This is a genomic window from Flavobacterium sp. SP2, assembly GCF_057626655.1.
In genome coordinates, this window is the sequence record NZ_JBVHBT010000001.1 from 209,383 (window position 1) to 223,647 (window position 14,265).

Below are 14,265 nucleotides of genomic sequence, written 5' to 3' on the forward strand. Positions count from 1 at the left end.
AAGTAGTTGGGATTTTTTATTAATTTATTTTTAAATATTGAATAAAATAAAAATTTATTCTTCTCCCATAACGTCTTCTCTAAGAACAATTACTTTGGCTTTTACACCAGTTGTCAAGTTCCATTTGTTAGTAGTAATGATGTTACCTTTATCGTTTACAATTACAAACTGCGCAGTATTGGGTCCAGATTCACCTTGATTTAAAGCTTCTATTTCGATAGTATTAAATCCGTCAACAAGAGCTAAAAAGATTTCTCTAAAATTTACGTCCAGAACAATTTCATTCACAGCCACTTGACCATTAAGCCATATTCGAACTCGATCACCGTCTGGTGCTTCATGATCTCTGCATGAAATTCGTATAGTTTTAGAACCTGTACTAAATTGACCTAAGAACGTATCACTTTTAAATCGCTCTTGAATTTCTCCTTCTCGCTTTTTAAAACGATCTTCATAGAGTTCACCAGCACTTTTTACTTCATAATTTTTCTTTTCAGCAATTTCAATTTTGGGCGCTTTGGCAATTCCTTCTAAAATTTTATCTTCGGGTTTTTTAAAAAATTGACTTTCGTATTTAATTGTTTGTGGTTCTGGTTGCTTTGGTTTAACAGTTTTTGGCGCAACCAAAGGTGCTTCCTTCTTAGGAATAATACTAAGCTTTATCTTTTTCTTATTGGACTCAAATTGCGCTTGAGCTGAAACAGAAAAAATAACTAAAGGTGTTATGTAAATCCATCGAACAAATTTCATATTTGAAAACTATTTTTGATATATTATTTGTAAAAGTATTTAAAAAATAAATATTTTAACTTGATACTTAACCATACATTAACATTTGTAAACTAATATGGTATGAATTAATTTGTCACATTTGCATTTGAAATACTAAAACCATGATTCTAAAGAAATTTTTGCTGATTCTAAATTTAATTTTAATAGGACATCTTTCGTTTTCGCAAGAGAAATTCACTATTAGTGGTACCATAACCGACAAAAACAATAATGAAACCCTAATTGGAGTTAGTATCAATATCAACGCTACAAATTATAGTACTATAACGAACGAATATGGATTTTATTCTTTAACAATTCCGAAAGGTAACTATAAAATGTCCGTAAGCTATGTAGGCTATCAACTAGTAGAGCAAGAAATTGAATTGAATAAAAGCATCAAGCAAAATTTTAGTTTGATGGAAAGTAGTGAACAATTGGAAGAAGTAATAATTATTGAAAAAACCAAATCAAATACGCGCAAGGCAGAAATGAGCGTCAATAAACTTTCCATTGCTACCATCAAGCAAATGCCCGTGGTTTTGGGCGAAGTTGACATTATAAAATCCATATTATTTTTACCCGGAGTCACGAATGCTGGCGAAGGACAGTCGGGTTTTAACGTTCGTGGTGGTGGTGCAGATCAAAATTTGATTTTGTTAGATGAAGCCACAATTTTTAACTCTTCACATCTTTTCGGATTTTTCTCGGTTTTCAATCCCGATGCTATAAAAGATTTAAAATTATATAAAGGTGGAATTCCTGCTCGTTTCGGCGGTAGAGCATCGTCTGTTTTGGATATTTATCAAAAAGATGGTAATAGTAATGATTTCCATTTAAATGGAGGAATCGGTTTAATTTCCAGCCGACTACTTGCTGAAGGTCCAATTGTAAAAGACAAAGGTTCGTTTCTAGTTGGTGGTAGAGCTTCTTATGCGCACTTGTTTTTAAAACTTTCTAACAATGAAAACTCTGCGTATTTTTATGATTTAAACACTAAATTAAATTATAAATTAAATAAAAACAACAACCTATTTCTATCAGGATATTTTGGAAGAGACGTTTTTGACATCAATCAAAGTTTTACCAATACCTATGGTAATTCTACCTTGAACTTGCGTTGGAATCATTTATTCAACGACAAGTTATTTTCCAATTTATCTCTAATTTACAGTGATTATTATTACGGATTGAATTTGGATTTTGTTGGATTCAACTGGGATTCAGGAATAAGAAATTACAATTTAAAGTACGACTTTAAACATTATTTGTCTGATAAAATTAAGCTGAATTATGGAGCAAATGGTATTTACTATGATTTCAATCCGGGAACAATTGAGCCTAGTGGAAGCAATTCGGCGATAAATTTTAGACAACTTGAAAAAAAATACGCGTTTGAACCAGCAATTTATATTGATGCTGAACAAAAAATAAGTAGCAAAATCAACGTGCAATATGGTTTACGTTACAGTATGTTTTACCGATTGGGAAGCGCCACAATAAATCAATACCAAAATAATCAAGCCGTAGTTTTTAATGAAGAATTGGGAATTTATGAAAAAGGAATTCCGACTAGTAGTACATTTTTCGGAAAAAATAAAACCATTGCCGATTACAATAATTTTGAACCACGATTTGCTATTGCCTTTGAATTAAACGAAAACAAATCGGTTAAAGCAAGTTACAATCGAATGGTTCAGTACTTACAACTAATATCCAACACAGCATCACCAACGCCATTGGATGTTTGGACGCCAAGTGATAATTTTATTAAACCACAACGTGCCGATCAATATGCCATTGGATATTTCTCGAATTTTAAAAATGATGCCTATTCGCTAGAAATAGAAACCTATTATAAAACTGTAAAAAACAGAATCGATTACATAGATGGCGCCGATTTGATTGCCAATGAAGCTATAGAGCAAGTAATTTTAAATGGCGAAATGCGTTCGTACGGTTTGGAAGTTTTATTGCGAAAAAATACTGGAAAATTTACGGGATGGATTGCCTACACGTTATCGAAATCAGAACAAAGAACGCCGGGACGAACTGCTATTGAATCGGGTATAAACAACGGAAATTGGTACCGTTCAGGGTATGATAAATTGCACAATTTGGCCGTAACAAGTTCTTATAAATTAAATAAAAAGTGGATGTTTGGTGCCAATTTCACCCTACAATCTGGTCAACCAGTAACCTATCCTAACGGACAATATGAATACCAAGGCATCGTGATTCCGAGTTACGGATTGCGCAATCAAGATCGATTGCCTTTGTACCATCATTTAGATGTTGCAGCAACTTTAACCCCAAAACAAGATAAGAAAAAGAAATGGCAAGGCGAATGGGTTTTCAGTATCTACAATTTGTACGGACGTAAAAATGCTGCGTCGATAAGTTTCCGTGAAAACCAAGATACTGGCAACAATGAAGCCGTCAAACTATCTATATTTGGTTTGGTTCCGGCTGTTTCTTATAATTTTAAATTTTAAATTCCAACACATGAAAAATATATTCTATCTCTTATGCTTATTCACCTTAGTTTCTTGCGAAGATGTTATCGATTTGGACTTGCCTACAGCACAATCTAAATTGGTTATTGACGCGTCAATCAAATGGCAAAAAGGAACTATAGGCAACGAACAAACTATTAAGCTTTCGACCACTACAGGATTTTATGATTCGGTTATTCCAACAGTTTCAGGAGCAACTGTTTTTGTAACCAATAGTTCCAATACTGTTTTTACATTTACAGAAAGTCCTACCAATGCAGGTGAATACGTTTGTATTGATTTTGTTCCAACAATAAATGAAAATTATACATTAACCGTGCAATTGAATGGAGAAACCTATACTGCAACCGAAAAATTATTTGCCACTCCGACCATTGAAAATATTGAACAAACCACAGTTCAGGGATTTGGTGGTGATGAAATACAAGTAAAATTCTTTTATCAAGACAACGGATTGGAAGACAACAATTATTTGATTGGTTTTAAATATTCTGAAGTAGCCTTCCCAGAATTTGGGGCGTTAAAAGATGAATTTTTTCAAGGAAATCAAATGTTCGGTTTTTATACCAATCCAGATTTAAAATCGGGTGACGAATTGTTTATGAGGTTACAAGGTATATCGTTACGCTACTTCACCTACATGGATAAAATTATTAGCATTTCTGGAGGTAATGGAGGTAGTCCATTTGCAACACCACCGGCAACAGTACGAGGTAACATTGTGAATCAAACCAATTCTAAGAATTACCCATTGGGATATTTCAATTTATCTGAAATTGACACTCGAAATTATGTTGTAGAATAGTTATATTTGACAACTAAAACAGTTGCTTTATGTCATCACACCACATCGTTCGAGACGATCAAGAACCTGCATTAATCATTGCAAATGGTGCTTCCTGTAGTTTCGAATTATTAGGTCAATTACTAGAATGGTCGCCTATTGTAGTTGTTTTAGACAGTGCAATTGATCGGGTATTGCAATTGGACATTAAAGTCGATGTTTTACTTGGTGATTTTGATCGCGACTTTGATCCAGAAATCTATAAAGAAAAACAGTTTCCACTAGAAATTGTATATACACCAGATCAAAACAAAACCGATTTAGAAAAAGCATTTGAATACTTAATTGAAAAAGGTCACAAAGCAGTAAACGTAGTTTGGGCAACCGGTAAACGTGCTGATCATACTATTACCAATATTACCACCATTGTTCAGTATCGAAATCAATTAAAAATTGTACTTCTTGACGATCATTCTAAGATTTTTTTATTGCCTTCAAAATATGAAAAATGGTATACTAAAGCTACTCCTATCTCGTTAATTCCAATAGGAAAAGTAACTGGAATTAGCTCCTCAAATCTAAAATATCAATTAGATAATGACGAACTTACCATTGGATACCGAACCGGAAGTAGTAACGAAGTTGTCGAAGATGGAATCGTGAAAATAGAACATTCGCAAGGAGATTTATTACTAATGGAATGTTTTGATTAAATAAAAGAATATGACAAATCCTGAAATAAAAATTACTAACAACGAAATTCTTTCTAAAAATTGGTACGTTCTACGTAAAATCACTTACGAATACTTAAAGAAAGACGGTACATGGGAAACCCAAAATCGTGAAGCGTACGATCGTGGAAATGGCGCAACCATACTACTTTACAATGCAGAAAACAAAACCGTAATACTAACACGACAATTCCGAATTCCAACGTACCTAAATGGCAACGAAACTGGAATGATGATTGAAGCATGTGCAGGTTTATTGGATAAAGAAAACGCCGAGGAATGTATTAAACGCGAAACTGAAGAAGAGACTGGATACAAAATTTCAAGTGTTCAGAAAGTATTTGAAGTATATATGTCGCCTGGATCAGTTACCGAAATTGTCTACTTTTTTACCGCGGCCTATTCCAAAGAAATGAAAATTACCGACGGTGGCGGACTACAAGAAGAACAAGAAAATATTGAAGTTTTAGAATTGGATTTTTCGCAAGCATTGAAAATGGTTGAAACTGGTGAAATAAAAGATGCTAAAACAATACTGCTGTTACAACACGCACAAATCAAAAATCTTTTAAATATATAAATCATAATTTAAAAAAGGCACTCTCCTACTTGGTCAAAAAAAAGAAATTTTATTGCATATAGTATAAGTTACATTTAAAATTTATACTTACATTTGATTGAGAGAAATGAGCCGATGAAGTCTAAAAATACTACCGAAAAATTAAGTTTACATCCTAGAAATCAACACCGTTTACGATATGATTTTGAACTTTTAATTCATAATAATCCAGATTTAAAGAAATTTGTTTTTATAAATGAACATGAGATTGAAACTGTAGATTTTAGCAATCCCGAAGCGGTAAAATCACTAAATAAATCGCTTTTAATAACCTATTACAACATCCAAAACTGGGATATTCCGACTGACTATTTATGTCCGCCAATTCCAGGACGAGCAGATTACATCCATTACATTGCCGATTTATTGTCTGATTCCAACAATCACGTCATTCCCGAAGGTGATTCGGTATTTGGATTGGATATTGGTATTGGTGCCAATTGCATTTATCCAATTTTAGGCAATTCGGTTTACGGATGGAGTTTTGTTGGTACAGATATTGATGTCGATGCTCTAGACAATTGTGTCAAAATAATTGAACAAAACCCGCAACTTACGGATGTGGTAAGCTTACAACAACAAACCAATCCGCGCTATATTTTTAAAGATATCATTCTACCCGAAGATAAATTTTCGTTCACCATTTGTAATCCACCGTTCCACGCATCGGAAGAAGAAGCTACAAAAGGAACTGTTCGTAAAATTAATAACTTAGAAAACACCAAAACTACCAATCCAATTCTGAATTTTGGCGGACAAAACTCAGAACTTTGGTGTGAAGGTGGCGAATTGGCATTCATCACCCAAATGATTTATGAAAGTGCTAAATATCCATTACAAGTGCTCTGGTTTACTACATTAGTCTCCAAAAAATCGCATTTATCAAGTATTTACAAGACTCTTAATAAAGCCAATGTTGCAACCGTAAAAACTATTGATATGGCTCAAGGCCAAAAAATTAGCCGAATTGTAGCTTGGACATTTCAAACCGAACAACAACAGAAAAACTGGAAGTTTTAAGTTTTGTACAACCTATTTTTTCTGATTTACTTTGTAACTTTGTAGTTCAAAAAAAATCAAATGAATTTCCAAGTAATTTCAGATTATCAACCGAAAGGCGATCAACCGCAAGCAATTCAAAAATTAGCTCAAGGAGTTGTTGATGGCGAGAAATATCAAACACTTTTAGGTGTTACTGGTTCTGGAAAAACATTTACAATTGCCAACGTTATTGAAGAAGTACAACGACCGACATTAATTTTGGCTCACAATAAAACACTTGCCGCACAATTGTACTCGGAATTCAAGCAGTTTTTCCCTAATAATGCTGTTGAATATTTTGTTTCTTATTACGATTATTATCAGCCAGAAGCCTTTATGCCCGTAACCGGCGTCTTCATTGAAAAAGATTTATCGATTAACGAAGAGTTGGAAAAAATGCGAATGTCAACCGTTTCTTCGCTCCTATCGGGTCGTAGAGATGTATTGGTAATTGCATCGGTATCTTGTATTTATGGTATTGGAAATCCAAAAGAATTTCAGGATAATGTCATTCCGATTTCGGCTGGCCAAACTATTTCACGAACTAAATTTTTACATGCTTTGGTGCAAAGTTTGTATTCACGTACCGAAGCCGATTTTAATCCCGGAAGTTTCAGAATTAAAGGCGACATTGTTGAAGTATATCCTAGTTACGCCGATGATGGTTACCGAATTCACTTCTTTGGTGATGAAATTGAAGAAATAGAAAGCTTCGATTTAAAAACTTCTAAAGTTGTGGAACGCTTTGACCGACTTACCATTTATCCGGCAAATATGTTTGTTACATCGCCTGCTACCTTACAAAATGCCATTTGGGAAATTCAACAAGATCTGGTAAAACAAGTTACTTATTTTAACGAAATCGGAAAAAACTTAGAAGCCAAGCGATTGGAAGAACGTACCAATTTCGATTTAGAAATGATTCGCGAATTGGGTTATTGCTCTGGAATTGAGAACTATTCGCGTTACCTTGACGGACGTTTGCCTGGAACTAGACCGTATTGTTTATTAGATTATTTTCCAGAAGATTATTTGATGGTTGTCGATGAAAGTCACGTTACTGTTTCGCAAATTCATGCTATGTTTGGAGGTGATCGAAGCAGAAAAGAAAACTTGGTAGAATATGGTTTTAGACTTCCAGCTGCAATGGATAATCGTCCGTTAAAGTTTGAAGAATTTGAATTGATGCAAAACCAAGTTATTTATGTATCGGCAACTCCAGCCGATTATGAATTGCAAAAAACTGACGGTGTTGTCGTAGAACAAGTCATTCGTCCTACGGGATTGTTGGATCCCATCATAGAAATTCGTCCAAGTTTGAATCAAATTGATGATTTAATAGAAGAAATTCAGCAACGTGCCGAAATCGACGAACGTGTTTTAGTCACTACATTAACCAAGAGAATGGCCGAAGAACTTGCCAAATATTTGACTAAAGTAGACATTCGTTGCCGTTATATTCACTCTGAAGTGGATACTTTGGAACGTATTGAGATTATGCAAGATTTGCGAAAAGGAATATTTGACGTACTAATCGGAGTAAATTTACTGCGTGAAGGTTTGGATTTACCCGAAGTTTCTCTTGTAGCAATTCTCGATGCAGATAAAGAAGGTTTCTTACGAAATCATCGTTCGCTTACACAAAATATAGGTCGTGCCGCTCGAAATTTGAATGGAAAAGCAATACTGTATGCTGACAAAATTACGGCAAGCATGCAAAAAACTATAGACGAAACCAATTATAGAAGAACCAAACAAATTAATTTCAATACCGCGCACAACGTTGTTCCAATGGCGTTGAACAAAAAAATTGAAAGTGCTTTCACCAAAATTCCATTAATAGATTACGAATTAGGCAACACAACTACTAATTTAGCTGCCGAAGCTCCAACCGAATTTTTATCGAAAGCCGAAATTGAAAAACGCATTCGCGAAAAGCGAAAATCAATGGAAAAAGCTGCAAAAGATTTGGATTTTATGCAAGCGGCTAAATTTAGAGATGAAATTAAGGCGCTTCAAACCCAGTTAGCTTAATTCTTATAGGAGCGAATCGTTAGCGCATTTTCAACAATCCCTATTCCTGCTATCCATTAAATCATTGCAGAAAAAGCAATGATACCATTGCTATCAGGGCTAAATAATAATTGTCTTGTGTGAAATCTATAAATTTAATTCAATTGCTCCTGAAATACCTCCAATAAAAAATTTGGTGATACCATTCGCGTTGGTGATTCTTGCATGGCTTTTAAAACGCGCTTAATTGCAAACGGATTCAATCCCATATTTACGCCAATTTCATGAATTGCAATGCGTTCACGTTCGTGCAATATGCCGTCGCAATGCATTAACAAAGCCAATCTGTAAAATTGCTGAATGCGTTCAAACTCACTTTTTATAACTTCCGATTTGACTTCGTTATGAAAGAGTTGTTTAAATTCTTCTTTTTCAACCTGCAACTCTTCGGCAATCATGGAAAGAAATAAGTATTCTCTTTCGTGCAGTTTTCCGTCCACAATTGCAAAGGCAATCATGTCGGCTAATAAGCTCAATTTTTGTACTTTTGTTGGCATAGGCTAAAAATTTTAGCTAAAATAAACATTTATTTAGAAAAAATTAAAAAAATTGTATCTTGAAATCAATTCTGTTATTTGCATTCCTACTCTTCTTTTGCTACTCTTTCAGTCAAGAAAGTACTGCAAGTGAACGCGTTTCAACCTTTACCATTGCCGCTCCACAATTAAAAGTTACCAAAAAAATTTGGGTCTATTTGCCTAAAGATTATGAAAAAGGCAACCAAAAATATCCTGTAATTTACATGCACGACGGTCAAAACTTGTTTGATGCCAAAACCTCATATGTAGGCGAATGGAACATCGATGAAACGCTCGATAGCATTAATGCGCAAGTAATTGTAATTGGAATTGAACACGGAAATGAAAAACGAATGGAAGAATTGACACCGTTCAAAAACGAAAAATATGGCGGTGGAAATGCCGATAATTACTTAGATTTTATAGTCTCTACCCTAAAACCTTATGTTGATACAAACTATCGTACTAAAGTGAATGCTAAAAATACTGCTTTGTTTGGAAGTTCACTTGGAGGCTTAGTCTCGTTTTATGGCGCATTAAAACATCCAGAAGTTTTTGGTAAAGTGGGTTGCTTTTCACCATCGTTTTGGTTCAATCGTAAAGAGATTTTTGAACTGATGGAGCAAACTAAAACCTTCAAAACCAAAATTTATTTTTTATGTGGAGACAACGAAGGTGACGAAGATATGGTGCGCGATTTAAACGCTATGGAGTATTTGGTAAACACAAAACGCTGTGAATGCAAAATGCAAAACAAAAAAATCATAATTAAAAACGGACAACACAACGAAAAATTATGGCGTGAAGGTTTTAAAAAAGCGTACCTTTGGCTTTTCTAAATTAATAAAATATGAACAACAACGATATTTTCAAAAAACTACGTGTTGCCTTGCAATTACGTGATGATCAAATTATAGAGATTTTGGAATTGGTAGATTTTAGAATATCTAAAGGAGAAATTGGAAACATTTTTAGAGCCGAAGATCATGCCGATTTTATGTTGTGTGGCGATCAAATTCTTAGAAATTTCTTAAATGGATTAATCATTCACTTACGCGGTACAAAAGAAAACCCAAAAAATCCGCAAGAGGTTTTGAAACAAAATAAAGCTGCTATTCAGCCTAAAAAGGAATTTGTAAAGAAAGAATATTCGGCCGATTTTAATGCTTCTCGTGGCGATCAAACTCCTAAAGCAACTGCCAAGAAAAAGCCCGTTTCTAATTCAAAATACAAAGAGAAAAGACCCGCTAAAAAAATCGAAATTGTTGAAAAAGTAAAGTTCAACAACGGTAAAAATAAGAAAGCTTAATTTAAGATATAAAAAAAACCTGAATTTTGAATTCAGGTTTTTTTATGGTTATTTTTATTTTTAAGGACATGGAAATCCAATGTTTTTATCTAATTTATCTAAATAATTTGGAATACCATTTCCATTACAATCAGGGTACGAATAAGTTCCATCAGGGTTTCTTATGATTTCATTCTTAGTTAAAATTAAATCTCCATCGTCATCTACATCAAAGAAATTGGGAACATCATCACCATCGCTGTCGTAGCCTTCTATATCGCCTGTTAAATCACCAGGAGCAACTTCGTCTTTAGATAAAATTCCGTCACGGTCATGATCTTTGTACTGCAATTCCATTAATTTGAAATTAAAAATTAGCGGAGAATACGTAGCAATATTTCCTCCAGGAGGAACCGCATTGTAATACCCTAAACCTGATGGTAAAAACATAACACCAGCGCCATATTCTTGAAAATTCACCGGATTTGGACCTTCTACAGTATCGTAGAAACCTGTTTTAAATTCTGGAATAATTTCTTTCCAACCTGGAACTAAATCTTCCAATTGCAACCAAGTAGGCTGTTGTGCTAAGTCAAACTGCGTATTAGAAGTTACAATACCACGGTAAGCAACATGCACAGAATCTGCTCTCGAAGGACGTCTGTTATTACCTTCTTGAAGTTTTATGTAATACACTTTATAGTTAACCCCATGATCTTCATTTTCAACCATTTTAAAAGTAAGATCAGGATGTGAACTTACAGGTTGCTGGCTTCCTCCTGCCGGAATTGGTGTAAACGTTACATTAAAATCAGCATCGACATCCATATAATGTGTATCCATGAATTTTTCTATAGAATCTATATCTTTAAGATACTGTTCTGAATAATCTCTAAGAGGTTCAGTAGAACTGTCATCACTTTTTGAACAAGAACTCACAACGATAGTTAGAACTATGAAAGAAAAAATTTTTAAAAATTTGTTCATTATTATTTAGAATTTAGGTGTGCAAGATACAATATTGATTTATTTTTGTAAACTATTTAACGTTGATTTTAGAAAATAATATGAGAGTTGATAAATACTTATGGTGTGTACGTTACTACAAAACCCGAAATATGGTTACTGAGGCATGTAAAAAAAATCATATTACTGTAAATGGTCAAATAGCCAAACCGTCGAAGGAGGTTTTTCCGAGCGATAAAATTACTTTTAGAAAAGACCAAATTACCCACATTATTTCGGTGTTGGATGTTCCAGATAATCGTGTTGGAGCAAAATTGGTTGATATTTACAGAAAAGATGAAACTCCAGCAGAATCATTTGCCCATTTAGAACTTTTAAAATTATCAAAAGAGCATTACAGAAAGACTGGAACAGGACGACCAACAAAAAAAGACCGCCGAGATTTAGACGAAATAGAACTTGGTGAAAATGATTAATTAATATCTTTACAAAAAAAACATGAACAGAAATATTATTTTAAACCATCAAGAAATAGAACATAAAATAAAACGCATAGCCTATCAAATTTATGAGACGTTTGTTGACGAGCCCGAAATAATTATTGCCGGTATTGCAGATAATGGTTATGTTTTCGCACAAAAAATTGCTTCAGTTTTAAGTACTATTTCACCCTTAAAAGTGGTGTTGTGTGAAATCAATATCAACAAGAATAATCCAAACGAAAACATTACGACTTCAATACCTACTGAAATTTATCAAAACAAAGGAATTGTACTTGTAGATGATGTTTTGAATACGGGAACTACTTTGGTTTATGGTGTTAAACATTTTCTTGAAGTACCTGTAACCAAATTAAAAACTGCTGTATTAATCGATAGAAATCATAAAAAATATCCAGTAAAAGTCGATTTTAAAGGAATTTCGTTATCTACTTCTTCACACGAACACGTGGCTGTAATTTTTGAACCTAATAACGATTGTGCTATTTTACGATAATAAAATTGTAATCTCTGAAACTATTTCATCCACACTTTTATTATCAACCGTTACGACATAAGTTGCTTGATTGTAAAAATAGCTTCGTTCAAAAAGATGTTTTGCTATAAATTCTTTGGCTTCTTCTAGTTCTAGATTAGCAATTATTGGACGCGATTCGAATTCCTTTTTTAAACGATCGTACAGTGTATCTATTGAAGCTTTCAAATAAATAGAAATGCGTCCATCACCGTTTAATAGTTTGTGATTATTATAATAGCATGGTGTTCCTCCGCCAGTACTTATAATTACATCTTCTTTTGACTCAATGATTTCTTTGAATATTTTGTTTTCTAATTTTCTGAAATACAATTCTCCTTTATCTTCAAAAATGTTTTTTATAGATTTTTTTGCATTTTCTTCAATTAATTTGTCGAGATCTGTTACCTGAATATTTATTTTTTGGGACAATTTATCTGAAATAACCGACTTACCACTTCCCATATAACCTACTAATATAACTTTTTTCATAAAATAAAACCTTATAAATTAAGGCATTAAGAGATAATAATAAAAAAAGACAAATTTATAACAAAATTGCTTTGAAATATTAATAATAACGCCTTATATTTGCACCCGCATTCAAGAAATAAAAAAGACTCGATAGCTCAGTCGGTAGAGCACATCACTTTTAATGATGGGGTCCTGGGTTCGAGCCCCAGTCGGGTCACTTTTTTTTATTTTCTTATTTGTATTGACTCGATAGCTCAGTCGGTAGAGCACATCACTTTTAATGATGGGGTCCTGGGTTCGAGCCCCAGTCGGGTCACAAAAAAAAGTTAAGCTTAGCGCTTAACTTTTTTTGTTTAGGCTTCGTGGAGAAATTGGTAGACTTGCCACTTTGAGGTGGTGGTGTTCGAAAGAACGTGTGGGTTCGAATCCCATCGAAGTCACATTAAAGCAAACTTTTTAGTTTGCTTTTTTTATTTTTATCTTTTTTTGCAATTGTTTAGTTTTTTATTAATACTTTTGTTTAACAAAATTTGATAAACGATGAACAATGTTAAAAATACATTTAGTATTAAAGACTTAGAAAATCTTTCAGGTATTAAAGCGCACACTATAAGAATATGGGAAAAACGATACAATGTTTTGGAACCTATGCGAACTGATACCAATATAAGATATTATGATCTTGCCTGTTTACAAAAGTTACTTAACATCACCTTACTGCATGAATATGGATATAAAATTTCAAAAATATCCAAAATGCCTGAAGAAAAAATACCTGCTTTAGTTCGAGATATCATATCTGAAAAAAGTGCCAAAAATCATGCTATTAGCTCTTTTAAAATGGCTATGATGAATTTTGATCAAACCTTATTTTTTAACACCTATAATACACTGCTTTCTGAAAAATCATTTAAGGAGATTTTTCATGATGTTGTCATTCCGTTAATGAATGAGATTGGGTTTTTATGGCAAACTGATACTATTACACCAGCACATGAACATTTCATAAGTTATTTGATAAAACAAAAATTATTAATTAATACCGAAAAAATTCAGGTTTTAGAGCCTACTAAAACAGACAAATTGTTCATATTATACTTACCAATGAATGAGATTCATGAATTGGGTTTAATGTATTTAAACTATGAAATAATTCTTAACGGATACAAAACAATTTATCTTGGCGAAAGTGTTCCTACAGACAGTTTAAAAGATTTGAAAAAATATTTTGACAATATTGTTTATGTTTGCTACATGACTGTTGAACCTGAAAAAGCAAATTTACCTAGTTATATAAACGAAATTGAAACCGAAATACTAGATCAAACATCTGAATTATGGCTTATTGGTAGAATGACTGAATATGTTGAATCGAAAAAAATTAGCTCTAAAGTTAAAGTTTTCAGCTCTATTGAAAACCTAATGGAATCGATTTAAAACAACAAACCTTTAAAACATAGTAAGAATAAC

General features: G+C 33.3%; 15 protein-coding genes and 3 tRNA genes. 14 read left to right on the top strand and 4 right to left on the bottom strand.

Going from position 1 to position 14,265, the window contains the following annotated elements; all coding sequences use genetic code 11:
• Nucleotides 1-54: 54 nt before the first annotated feature.
• Complete coding sequence (locus ACZ098_RS01080) at nucleotides 55-750, bottom strand: hypothetical protein (protein ID WP_487309881.1); 696 nt, start codon at nucleotides 748-750, stop codon at nucleotides 55-57.
• Between the two features lie 143 nt (nucleotides 751-893).
• Here ACZ098_RS01080 and ACZ098_RS01085 point away from each other — a divergent pair, with 143 nt between their 5' ends.
• From ACZ098_RS01085 to uvrB, 6 genes are all read left to right on the top strand, one after another.
• On the top strand, nucleotides 894-3,266 hold the full coding sequence (locus ACZ098_RS01085) for a TonB-dependent receptor (protein WP_487309882.1): 2,373 nt from the start codon (nucleotides 894-896) through the stop codon (nucleotides 3,264-3,266).
• A 10-nt stretch (nucleotides 3,267-3,276) separates the two neighbouring features.
• Nucleotides 3,277-4,092 carry a DUF4249 family protein gene (locus tag ACZ098_RS01090; RefSeq protein WP_487309883.1) on the top strand — a complete coding sequence of 272 codons (816 nt, stop codon included), beginning with the start codon at nucleotides 3,277-3,279 and terminating at the stop codon, nucleotides 4,090-4,092.
• Nucleotides 4,093-4,121: 29 nt separating this feature from the next.
• Complete coding sequence (locus ACZ098_RS01095; protein WP_487309884.1) at nucleotides 4,122-4,784, top strand: thiamine diphosphokinase; 663 nt, start codon at nucleotides 4,122-4,124, stop codon at nucleotides 4,782-4,784.
• Between the two features lie 10 nt (nucleotides 4,785-4,794).
• On the top strand, nucleotides 4,795-5,382 hold the full coding sequence (gene nudK / locus ACZ098_RS01100; protein ID WP_487309885.1) for a GDP-mannose pyrophosphatase NudK: 588 nt from the start codon (nucleotides 4,795-4,797) through the stop codon (nucleotides 5,380-5,382).
• A gap of 114 nt (nucleotides 5,383-5,496) precedes the next feature.
• Nucleotides 5,497-6,441 carry a 23S rRNA (adenine(1618)-N(6))-methyltransferase RlmF gene (gene rlmF / locus ACZ098_RS01105; RefSeq protein ID WP_487309886.1) on the top strand — a complete coding sequence of 315 codons (945 nt, stop codon included), beginning with the start codon at nucleotides 5,497-5,499 and terminating at the stop codon, nucleotides 6,439-6,441.
• Between the two features lie 60 nt (nucleotides 6,442-6,501).
• On the top strand, nucleotides 6,502-8,496 hold the full coding sequence (gene uvrB, locus ACZ098_RS01110) for an excinuclease ABC subunit UvrB (protein ID WP_487309887.1): 1,995 nt from the start codon (nucleotides 6,502-6,504) through the stop codon (nucleotides 8,494-8,496).
• A gap of 134 nt (nucleotides 8,497-8,630) precedes the next feature.
• Here the strand turns inward: uvrB and ACZ098_RS01115 are convergent, their stop codons facing one another.
• Entirely contained in the window at nucleotides 8,631-9,032 is a 402-nt protein-coding gene (locus ACZ098_RS01115; RefSeq protein ID WP_487309888.1) for an excinuclease ABC subunit B, read from the bottom strand.
• 59 nt (nucleotides 9,033-9,091) lie between these two features.
• Here ACZ098_RS01115 and ACZ098_RS01120 point away from each other — a divergent pair, with 59 nt between their 5' ends.
• Both ACZ098_RS01120 and ACZ098_RS01125 read left to right on the top strand, forming a co-directional pair.
• The gene (locus ACZ098_RS01120; protein WP_487309889.1) at nucleotides 9,092-9,892 is read left to right on the top strand and encodes an alpha/beta hydrolase; all 801 of its coding nucleotides are present in this window, start codon (nucleotides 9,092-9,094) and stop codon (nucleotides 9,890-9,892) included.
• An 11-nt stretch (nucleotides 9,893-9,903) separates the two neighbouring features.
• Nucleotides 9,904-10,362, top strand: coding sequence for a DUF1456 family protein (locus ACZ098_RS01125; protein WP_487309890.1), 459 nt, complete (start codon nucleotides 9,904-9,906; stop codon nucleotides 10,360-10,362).
• A gap of 60 nt (nucleotides 10,363-10,422) precedes the next feature.
• Here the strand turns inward: ACZ098_RS01125 and ACZ098_RS01130 are convergent, their stop codons facing one another.
• Nucleotides 10,423-11,328, bottom strand: coding sequence for an FKBP-type peptidyl-prolyl cis-trans isomerase (locus ACZ098_RS01130; RefSeq protein WP_487309891.1), 906 nt, complete (start codon nucleotides 11,326-11,328; stop codon nucleotides 10,423-10,425).
• Nucleotides 11,329-11,408: 80 nt separating this feature from the next.
• On the opposite strand from ACZ098_RS01130, the gene ACZ098_RS01135 reads away from it, so the two are divergent.
• Both ACZ098_RS01135 and ACZ098_RS01140 read left to right on the top strand, forming a co-directional pair.
• On the top strand, nucleotides 11,409-11,783 hold the full coding sequence (locus tag ACZ098_RS01135; RefSeq protein WP_487309892.1) for an RNA-binding S4 domain-containing protein: 375 nt from the start codon (nucleotides 11,409-11,411) through the stop codon (nucleotides 11,781-11,783).
• 22 nt (nucleotides 11,784-11,805) lie between these two features.
• On the top strand, nucleotides 11,806-12,303 hold the full coding sequence (locus tag ACZ098_RS01140; RefSeq protein WP_487309893.1) for a phosphoribosyltransferase family protein: 498 nt from the start codon (nucleotides 11,806-11,808) through the stop codon (nucleotides 12,301-12,303).
• Here the strand turns inward: ACZ098_RS01140 and ACZ098_RS01145 are convergent.
• Nucleotides 12,295-12,813: a shikimate kinase gene (locus ACZ098_RS01145; protein WP_487309894.1), complete on the bottom strand. Its 519-nt coding sequence runs from the start codon at nucleotides 12,811-12,813 to the stop codon at nucleotides 12,295-12,297. The two genes, ACZ098_RS01140 and ACZ098_RS01145, sit on opposite strands and share 9 nt — an antisense overlap.
• Before the next feature lie 126 nt (nucleotides 12,814-12,939).
• Between ACZ098_RS01145 and ACZ098_RS01150 the strand changes: the two genes are divergently transcribed.
• The 4 genes from ACZ098_RS01150 (at nucleotide 12,940) to ACZ098_RS01165 (ending at nucleotide 14,232) form a co-directional block, all read left to right on the top strand.
• Nucleotides 12,940-13,012 (top strand) — tRNA-Lys (locus ACZ098_RS01150).
• A 26-nt stretch (nucleotides 13,013-13,038) separates the two neighbouring features.
• Nucleotides 13,039-13,111, top strand: a tRNA-Lys gene (locus ACZ098_RS01155).
• 40 nt (nucleotides 13,112-13,151) lie between these two features.
• A tRNA-Leu gene (locus ACZ098_RS01160) sits at nucleotides 13,152-13,235 on the top strand.
• 100 nt (nucleotides 13,236-13,335) lie between these two features.
• A complete protein-coding gene (locus tag ACZ098_RS01165) occupies nucleotides 13,336-14,232 on the top strand; it encodes a MerR family transcriptional regulator (protein ID WP_487309895.1) in 897 nt (298 codons plus the stop codon).
• The last annotated feature ends 33 nt before the right edge of the window (nucleotides 14,233-14,265 follow it).